Origin of the sequence: Psychrobacter sp. Pi2-51, from assembly GCF_904846665.1 — a bacterium.
Taxonomy (GTDB): Bacteria; Pseudomonadota; Gammaproteobacteria; order Pseudomonadales; family Moraxellaceae; genus Psychrobacter; species Psychrobacter glaciei.
In genome coordinates this window covers 1-9,966 of the sequence record NZ_CAJHBP010000043.1, presented here as the reverse complement: position 1 = coordinate 9,966, position 9,966 = coordinate 1, and the positions used below count along the sequence as shown (strand labels likewise).

At 43.3% G+C, this 9,966-nt stretch carries 7 protein-coding genes and 1 pseudogene; all 8 read left to right on the top strand.

Features of this window, described 5'->3' with window-relative positions:
* The first annotated feature begins 159 nt into the window (after nt 1-159).
* Nucleotides 160-2,361, top strand: a complete 2,202-nt coding sequence (locus tag JMY08_RS13610) for a heavy metal translocating P-type ATPase (protein WP_102083145.1) — start codon at nt 160-162, stop codon at nt 2,359-2,361.
* Between the two features lie 121 nt (nt 2,362-2,482).
* Nucleotides 2,483-4,531 carry a heme lyase CcmF/NrfE family subunit gene (locus JMY08_RS13605; protein ID WP_102083144.1) on the top strand — a complete coding sequence of 683 codons (2,049 nt, stop codon included), beginning with the start codon at nt 2,483-2,485 and terminating at the stop codon, nt 4,529-4,531.
* Nucleotides 4,532-5,194, top strand: a complete 663-nt coding sequence (locus JMY08_RS13600; protein ID WP_101211262.1) for a DsbE family thiol:disulfide interchange protein — start codon at nt 4,532-4,534, stop codon at nt 5,192-5,194.
* Between the two features lie 83 nt (nt 5,195-5,277).
* A complete protein-coding gene (locus tag JMY08_RS13595; RefSeq protein WP_020443538.1) occupies nt 5,278-5,760 on the top strand; it encodes a cytochrome c-type biogenesis protein in 483 nt (160 codons plus the stop codon).
* A complete protein-coding gene (gene ccmI / locus JMY08_RS13590) occupies nt 5,757-7,037 on the top strand; it encodes a c-type cytochrome biogenesis protein CcmI (RefSeq protein ID WP_045448072.1) in 1,281 nt (426 codons plus the stop codon). Before JMY08_RS13595 ends, ccmI begins: the two co-directional genes overlap by 4 nt.
* Before the next feature lie 141 nt (nt 7,038-7,178).
* The gene (gene lspA, locus JMY08_RS13585; protein ID WP_045448075.1) at nt 7,179-7,886 is read left to right on the top strand and encodes a signal peptidase II; all 708 of its coding nucleotides are present in this window, start codon (nt 7,179-7,181) and stop codon (nt 7,884-7,886) included.
* A 780-nt stretch (nt 7,887-8,666) separates the two neighbouring features.
* Nucleotides 8,667-8,999 (top strand): YnfA family protein, encoded by a 333-nt coding sequence (locus JMY08_RS13580; protein ID WP_057762360.1) that lies wholly within the window; start codon nt 8,667-8,669, stop codon nt 8,997-8,999.
* A 351-nt stretch (nt 9,000-9,350) separates the two neighbouring features.
* Nucleotides 9,351-9,881, top strand: a pseudogene (locus JMY08_RS13575) (recombinase family protein); the annotation flags it as partial.
* Between the last annotated feature and the right edge of the window lie 85 nt (nt 9,882-9,966).

Sequence of the window (9,966 nt, the reverse complement as noted above, 5' to 3'; positions counted from 1 at the left end):
ACACTCAAATAGCATGAATTTTGTCCATTAGCGACTACCTTCTAATCTCTAGCATGAATTTTGTCCATTACACCTAAAATTACGAAACTGTAGATAAATAACCTTGACTCTAAAGCCACTATAGGGTTCATAATATCATTATTCAAAGGGTAAATTATTATGAAATATCATATTGAAGGTATGGACTGTGCCAGTTGCATCGGCAAGATTGAAACAGCTTTGAAACGTATGCCTGGGGTTTCTGATGTTCAGCTGAATTTCGCTACAGAAACGCTAGAGCTAAATTTAGCCCCTGGTGCGCCGACTCAGGCTAGTGATATCGAAAAAACAATCAAAAGCCTAGGGTTCGGCATCTCTGCCAATACTGGTCAACAAACTGTATCGGCTATTGATATTGACAGCGACAATCAGATGGCTCCGCAGGATAAGCAATGGTGGCAAACTCAAAAAGGCAAACAGGTTGTTGGCCTCGGTATTTTGATGGGCAGCGCTTATGCACTGTCACTACTGTTGCCCGCTTATGGGATATGGGTGTTTGCCATCGCTGTGATTGTAGGCGTTTTTCCATTTGCGCGCAAAGCCTTAGCACTGGCTAAAACAGGTTCATTCTTTTCAATTGAAACGCTGATGTCCGTCGCCGTGCTTGGCGCACTTATCATTGGTGAAGCTGAAGAGGCCGCAGCAGTTGTCTTTTTGTTCTCAATCGGTGAACTGTTTGAGAGTATCGCTGCTGATCGCGCTCGCGCTGGCATCAGAGCCTTATCATCGCTGGTTCCGAAAAGTGCAATTTTACTTGATGCTCAAGGTGGGCAGCGTAACGTTCCAGCGACTTCATTACAAGTGAATGACCTTGTGCTGGTGCGTCCTGGAGATAGGGTATCTGCTGATGGTTCCATTGTTCAAGGTGCGTCCAGCCTTGATGATTCGCCCGTGACGGGAGAGTCTGTTCCTGTTGCCAAGACGATGGGTGACAATGTATTTGCAGGGTCAATTAACATCGATGGTGTGCTCCAAGTGCGCGTAGAAAAGACAGCCGCCGATAACACCATTTCGCGCATTATTGAGCTGGTAGAGCAAGCCCAAGCCTCCAAAGCACCCACTGCCCGTTTTATTGAGAAATTCAGTCGCTATTACACACCGGCAGTGATGGCTATTGCCGCACTAATTATTATCATTCCACCGTTAGCCATGGGTGGAGATTGGTCGACTTGGTTGTATCGCGGTCTAGCACTGTTGCTGATTGCCTGTCCCTGTGCTCTTGTACTATCAACACCCGCTGCCATCGCCTCTGGTCTTGCTGTTGGTGCGCGCCGTGGCTTGCTGATCAAAGGCGGTAGTGCTTTAGAAACTATCGGCCAAGTGAAGACGGTCGCTTTTGACAAGACAGGCACTTTAACTGAAGGCAAACCACGCGTGACCGATGTTGTTGCCTTTACACAAGAGGACTCAAGTATTCAAGGTCAGAATTCTCAAGGTCAAGATGAGATATTGGCACTTTTTGCCAGTGTGGAGACTGGTTCTAGTCACCCACTTGCTGAAGCCATTGTCAGCCATGCTGAAGCCGCTAAAGTTGTTATACCTGTGGCTTCCAAAGCTTCTGCTACTGCGGGTAAAGCGGTACACGCAACTGTCGCGGAGCGCGCGCTAGCTATCGGTTCGCCTGTTTACGCAGCCGATGAGGCATTGATTTCATCCACACAACAGGCGCAAATTGAGGCGCTGCAAAATGAGGGTAAGACCGTCTCTGTTCTTTTCGATGAGCAAAACCGTGAAGTGCTTGGATTAATCGCGCTAAGAGACGAATTACGAGACGACGCTCATGAAGGTGTGGCTCAGCTCAAAGCGATGGGTGTGCGCTCCGTCATGCTAACAGGCGACAACCGCTTAACCGCTCAAGCACTTGCCAGTAATTTAGACGTGGAATGGGAAGCTGAGCTGTTGCCTGAGGACAAACTGCGCCTGCTTAACGAGATGAAGAACAACCGCAAAATAGCGATGGTTGGTGATGGTATTAACGATGCGCCAGCGCTAGCAACTGCCGATGTTGGCATCGCGATGGGTGGTGGTACCGATGTGGCCATTGAGACGGCCGATATCGCATTATTAAAAAGTCGTGTTACGGATATGGCTCATCTCATCGCACTTTCACGTGCCACCATGCGCAACATTCATCAGAACGTCATTTTCGCTTTGGGTCTCAAAGGCGTCTTTCTGATCACGACCGTATTCGGCATTACTGGACTATGGATTGCGGTTCTAGCTGATGCTGGAGCAACAGTGCTCGTTACTCTTAATGCGTTACGTTTACTGCGCTTTAAGGGAGCGCCTCCATTGGTAAATCCGCCTAAAGTAGTTAAATAAAACCCTTCGAAATCAATTAAAAACTAGAGATAGCAGCAGATTTCGGGGGTGGGTTCTAATAATAAAAATTCCACCGCCACAGTAAACTGCAACCGCATTAGAGTAAATAAGGTTAGACCGTATGTTGATTACAGAATTGGGCTATTTTGCCTTGCTTACCGCTTTTGTATTGGCGTTATTGCAGGTAATTCTGCCAACTATTGGTGTTATTCATAACCAAGTTGCTTGGCAACGACTAGCCCCTAGCTTAGCTTGGGCACAGTTTGCCGCCATGATAACGTCATTTGGCGCTTTGATAGCAGGTTTTTATTATAATGATTTTAGCCTCAGTTACGTCGCGCAGCATTCCAATACGCTGTTGCCTTGGTACTATAAGTTATCGGCGACATGGGGCGGACACGAGGGCTCTTTGCTGCTATGGATGACCATCATGGCCACATGGTGTGCACTGGTATCATACTTTAGTCGCGGCTTGCCGTTATCAATGCGTGCGCGGGTATTAGTTATTTTGGCCGGTGTACAGTTAATGATGCTAACGATGCTGATATTTACCTCGTCACCGTTTGAGCGTACCTTACCCAATCTAGCGGTCGATGGCGCTGATTTAAATCCTGTCCTACAAGATTTCGGTCTGATTATTCATCCGCCCATGTTATATATGGGCTATGTGGGTATGGTAGTACCTTTTGCATTTTGTATGGCGGCATTGTGGGAAGGGCGTTTAGATGCTGCTTGGACACGCTGGTCACGTCCATGGGCGCTCGCGGCTTGGGGGTTTTTGACCATTGGTATTGCACTGGGCTCGTGGTGGGCCTACTACGAGCTTGGCTGGGGCGGTTGGTGGTTTTGGGATCCGGTAGAGAATGCCTCGTTTATGCCTTGGCTTGTCGGCTTAGCATTGCTGCATTCATTAGCAGTCACTGAAAAGCGCGGGGTGTTTAAAGCATGGACCATCATGCTGGCTATTTTCGCCTTTGCCTTAAGCTTGCTTGGCACGTTCCTGGTACGCTCTGGAGTCCTTACCTCAGTGCATTCGTTTGCCGCTGATCCGACGCGTGGTTTGGTTATCTTAGCTATTCTTGGCATTATCATCGGTAGTGGTCTATTAATGTTTGCCGTTCGAGGTTGGCGTTTAACCGTTGAAAGTCAATATCAGCTGATTTCACGTGAGTCCTTTTTAGTGATCAACAACGCCATCATTTTGATTGCAACCTTAGTGGTTCTGCTCGGCACCCTTTACCCTATTATCGCTGATGCCTTTGGTTTAGGACAAGTGTCCGTTGGCCCTCCTTATTTTAATGCATTATTTGTACCTTTAACGTGGCTGTTATTAATAGCTATGGGTATGGGCTCAAATATTCGCTGGAAAAAAGACACCCGTCCACTACTGGGTATAGGCATGGTCATCGCCGTTAGTAGCTTAGTATTAGCCGCCATTATTACTTACTTTGTTAATCCATCGTCTATGCTTAATATTGGTGTGACTTTAGCCGTTAGCTTTTGGGCACTGCTATGGATGGCAGTTGATTTTAAAGATAAAACTAAGAATGCGCCTAATCTTTTTAACGGTTTGCGGCAGTTGCGTCTGAGCTATTGGGGTCAACAGACTGCTCATATTGGCGTATTGGTTGCTGTCATTGGCATAGCCTTTACTAGTAGCTTGAGTACTGAGCGTGACGTAGCAATGGGTATTGGCGATACAGTCAATGTTCAAGGTTACGATTTTGAAGTAACTGAATTTTTTGAAATAAAGGGTAGTAACTTTGATGCAACGCAGGCGCAAGTCGTGGTATCCAAAAACGGTCGTGAAGTGGCGAAACTGAATCCAGAAAAGCGTACTTATATCATTAGCACTATGCCGACCACTGAGGCGGCCATTGATGCTAGCCTAATGCGCGATGTTTATGTCGCACTGGGCGAACCTATTGCCGATGGTAGTAACCAATGGGCATTAAGGATTTATGTAAAACCATTAATTCGCTGGATTTGGTTAGGGGCAATTATCATGGCTCTAGGTGGATTAATTAGCATGCTTGATAAACGATACCGCATCAAAAAAGTTAAAGCTCCATTGCTAGTTACTGGTGATCTGGCTACTGATGGAGTCAATGAGGTAGCTATTGAACAGGCAATCTCAGCATCGACGATGTCGACACTAAAGGAGAAATAAATGACTATGTCGAATAATACTCCTGAGCAAAAAAATAGCCAAAACAGTAAGCAGCGTAACCCAAAGACAATGAAAAAAAAGCAGACGAAGCTATGGTTCTTAGTTCCGCTTATCCTCTTTTTTGGTTTGGTAGTTATATTGTACATGCGCTTAGGTAAACCAACAGACATTGTGACCAATACCGCTCTTGAGCGTCCGGTTCCTACCTTTGAGCTGCCGTTATTAGCAGATACTACCCGTACTATCACCAATGATAATTTGCCGGATAAGCCGTTTTTACTTAATGTTTGGGGCTCATGGTGCCCAACTTGCGTTATTGAGCATCCGTTTTTAATGCAACTAGAAGAGCGCGGCGTTGATATCGTTGGTGTGAATTATAAGGATGAGATTGGTAATGCGCTCAGTTACTTAAACCGAGGCGGTGATCCATTTTCTATGTCTATTCAGGATTCATTGGGTCAGTTTGCTCTAGACTTAGGCATAACTGGTGCGCCCGAAACCTTTGTTGTGGATGGAGATGGCATCATTCGTCAGCATATTGTTGGTGAGGTTAATGAAGCCAATTGGCAACAGCGTGTTAAGCCGTGCCTGACCGTACTTAATGAGGCTAATAAGAACAACGATAGTCCTGATCTCATTCAGGTTGAGGAGATGTGCAAATGAACGTTATTCGAATAAGAGCTCCTCAACTAAAACCCAATATAGTTTTAAAACTAGCAAGCTTAATACTAGCGTGTCTGCTTAACATGACGGCAAACGCAGCTATTGACGTATACGATTTTGACTCACCACAGCAAGAAGCTCAGTATCGTGGATTAATAGAAGAGTTTCGCTGCCCAAAATGCCAAAATCAAAACCTTGCAGCCTCTGATGCACCGATTGCACAGGATCTAAAGCAAAAAGTCTATGATTTAATTAAAGATAGACGTAGTGATGCTGAAATACGCGTCTATATGCAAGAGCGCTACGGTGACTTTATTAGCTACAAGCCGCCTATGCGACCATCAACATGGATCCTATGGTTTTTTCCACCACTATTATTGCTCGTCTTAATTATTGGTTGGTTTTGGCAAAGTAAGCGTCGCCAAGTTGTTGCCCGTGGTCAAAGCGGCGTCACAGTGAACAGTACTGCTGCCTTGACCTCTACGGAAAAGGCTGAGCTTGATCGTCTATTATCGCAAGCTGAGAGTGTCGACCACGACATTACTAGCCTAGAGGACAAAAAATGACTCTATTTTCTACTTTTGGCTTATTTGTAACTCTAAGCTTGCTGATTGCTCTTATATTTGCGCTGATTGCTATTATGCCATGGCTACGAGCACCGCGTTTGCAGTCCAAACCAATAGACAATCAACTGCTAGATATTAATGTTGCAGTATTTCGCGAACGTTTAGCTGAGCTACAAACAGATAAAGACAGCGGTACTATTAATAATAGCCATTATCAAAATCAAAAGCTGGAGCTTGAGCGTCAGCTATTAGATGCGCAGCGTCAGATAACACCTATGGTCACCCCTGATGTCAAAAGCCGTTTAATTGTCGCAGCTTGGATCCCAATATTGGCTGCAATGGCGTATTTACTAATAGGCAATCGTACGCCCGTGTTTGATTTGTGGACAGCTGAGGACAAAGTAGGACAAGTGGCTGACGACCTATTGACAGCTAAAATTGACAAGCCGCCATCATGGGCGTTTGAAGATGGTCGTCAACTGATTAGCGCCATGCAAACCAATGTTCATCGTAATGCTGATGATCCTAATCGCTGGATGCGCCTATCCGAGCTTTTCTTATCTATGGAGGCAACTGATTCTGCGCTGGAAGCCTTATCTCGTGCCTATCGTTTAGCTCCTGAAAATGAAGAAATCGCCACCACTTATGCTCAGACTAGCTTTTTCGTTAATGAAGGTCAGTTAGACGCCAATATTCGCCGTGTATTACAAGCTATATTAGCTAAGAATCCGCAGCATGAACGGGCTCAAATGCTCATGGCAATGGGTGAGACTCGTAGTAGTAACTTTGCCCAAGCGCAAGGTTGGATTAAACGCTTACAAGGCAGCATTGTGGCCAAACCAGGTGATCATACTAAAGCTTTAGCAAGCTTAGATGAGTTAAGCAACTACGTTAGCACGCAAGAAAAGCAAGCGCTAGAAGGTATTGACGTGACAGTGAAAATTAACGCTAATTTATTACCGTTAGTGAAAGCTGATGATGTGTTGTTTGTTGCGATACGTGACGTTAAAGGAGGTCCACCGTTTGCCGCCAAACGTTTACCCATTAGTGTTATTGAGCAAGGTGAGGCCAGTATCCGCTTAAGCAATCTTGATGCGATGATGCCAGATCGCACGTTAAATTCAGCTCGTAGTGACAAAACTCAGTTAGCAGTCGTTGCTCGTATTAGTCATAGCGGTAATGCCATAGCAGAGTCAGGCGACTTATCGGGTAATCCGATAGTGATTAGTGCTGAACAGACTCAGGTTAATATTGAAATCAATCAACAGATTCCCTAATAAAAAATTATTACCGTAAGTTTCATAATACCAGAGCGGTAAGTGGAGCCGTTTTTAAAAGTGGCGCTATTAATAGTCGTATACTAAAAACATATACGTTTAACATTGTTCATTGTATAAACACAGATAAAGAAAACAACTATGACTGAATCTACCGACAGATTAGATAGTACTAAATTGAATAGCGTTGAATCGGCTAGTACTAATATTGCTGACAATAAAGTACCTATAGCTGTGAGTAGTACTCATCAATCAATTGACTCTAAAACCATGAATCATACGCCTAAAGCTATGTACGTAACCTCAGGCAACTCGATAACACCTAAAGGTAAGTTGAATAAAATGCCAAAAATGGTTGCCAATGGCAGTCGCGCTTTTATCTGGTATTTGTTGGCGATAATGGTATTAATACTTGATCAATGGACTAAGTGGTTGGCCCAAACCAAATTAGCGTTCAATGACCCCGTACCGGTCATTGAACCATTTCTCAACTGGACACTCGCTTATAACTATGGGGCAGCATTTAGCTTTTTAGCCGACGCTGGCGGTTGGCAGAAATGGTTTTTCTCAGGCTTAGCTTTTGTAATGGCTATCTTTTTAACGGTTTATTTAATCAAAGCGCCACGTGCAGCCAAGCTATTGTCCATGGGGTTAGCCTTAATGCTCGGTGGTGCGATTGGCAACTTAATCGATCGTTTAAGAATTGGTAAAGTGGTTGACTTTATCCATGTGCATTATGCTGATGTCTGGAATTATCCTATTTTCAATGTTGCAGATATAGGTGTCTGTGTCGGTGTCGCATTGATTATAATTGACATGATATTTTTAGAAAGTAAGCGTAATAAATAAGCACATTGATGCCGATTATCACAAACAAAATGAACTAGCGTCGTAGTCACTCTATACGGAAAAATACTTTTTATACTTGAGTATGTTTATAAAATGTGAACTGGAAGGTAATGTATGATTAATACAAACACTCTCTCATTCTATGTACTAAAACCCAATGCATAATTGTATGCGAGTGAACGCAGAATGATTTTGAAGTGGCTAGACGAAGACGTGACGTGCTAAGTGGTAGATGACAAAAACCAGTAATTCAAAGCTCTGTACAAAGCTATATACTTATAGGCTCAGCTCTCAAAATGAAAATGCTTCTTTGAGCAATACCTGCGGGCGTACTCGGCTCACTCTTACCGTTTGGCACGTTTATATCCGATCGTTTACTAAAAAATAATTTATAGACAAGTGGAAGTAAAGGAGCTTAGAACAAGCCCTGCTACAAACGTATTTTATTACTCAAGGTTACTTTTCTTAATTAAATCACAAGCCACCATTAAATAACATTGAGCATAAATTAATCACCATAAAATTTTAATTTAGACCCAGTATGAATAATCTAACACTCTACTCACTTTTCCAATTTATCTTACATCCTGTTGACAAACCCATCTTGTTTAAAGACCAAACAGGTTTTGTCATTGCAATGGATTTCCTATTATTCTAGGGTATAGGTTATTGATAAAAATAGCTTATATTGTATATAGCAGTATATTTTTTGAGGATATTTTTTACAGTGAGATGATAAACTATAGTGCTAAATTATGAATAATTAAAGTGGTAGGTTTTTTGTTTGAATTAAAAACAGTAGGGCTTTTTGCCGTTACTGCTCTAGCAGAGATTATAGGTTGCTATTTGCCATACTTATGGCTGAGAGAGGGTAAGTCAATATGGCTGCTTGTCCCTAGTGCGCTTAGTTTGGTTGCTTTTGTATGGCTACTGACTTTACATCCAACCGCCGTTGGCAGAGTTTATGCCGCCTACGGTGGTGTGTATGTAACAATGGCAATTCTTTGGTTATGGGCTGTTGATGGTATTCGACCAACGACATGGGACATATTAGGTACAGCAGTGGCACTTCTAGGCATGGCTATTATTATGTTTGCACCTCGCAATACATAGAATACGGTTGTTTTAACCATCACGTACTAAAAACTCCACTATGGCTGGTACATTCTCTCTAGCACTGCGGCCAGCACCAATCAGAGTGGCAGAACCTGGGCTTGCCCAGTCGCCATAACAGAGGTTATGACAAACGACGTTGGTAGAAAAAGTCAGTTTTCACTGGTTCTATTTAATCATACTCCAAGGGGACCATCTAAAAGGCATCAAAAACCGATTAATAGACGACTTAAAATAGACTGCTGTAATGGAGATGCTTATAACAGACTATTGTACGTATTTATGTTTATAAGAGCGTATCTACGAGCGTTTATCAAAGAATAAGATGCCAAGCGTGCCAAAAATGAGCTTATACAGTTTGCTACTGATCATGGTCACAAAATTGCCGCCTTCTATGTTGAAAACGAGTCAGGCGCAACTTTAATACGTCCACAGTTAATGTAACTGATTGATGACGCCCATGAAGGCAATATAATTTTGGTTGAGCAGATTGACCGCTTAGCACGTTTGAACCAAGCTGATTGGGATACTCTCAAAAGAATGCTATTAGAAAAGAAACTGGCGGTAGTATCAAAAGAGCTACCGACCTCTTATATAACTCCTCAATCTGATAGCAGCACTGAATTTATGAGCAGCGTATTACAGGCCATCAATTCGATGATGCTTGATATGCTCGCTGCTATTGCTAGAAAGAACTATGAAGATCGACGTAACCGTCAAATGCAAGGTATTGCTCGTGCTAAGGTAGAAAGCAAATATTCAGGACGTAGGAAAGATACCGAGAAGCGTAAGATTATCGCTAGCTTTCTGAAATCTGGACATAGTTATTCTGAAATACAAGCTACAGCTAAGTGCTCGCGTCAGCTGATAGCTGTTATAGCTACTCAAATACTCAAACACTCAAACACTCAAACACTCAAACACTCAAACACTCAAACACTCAAACACTCAAACACTCAAACACTCA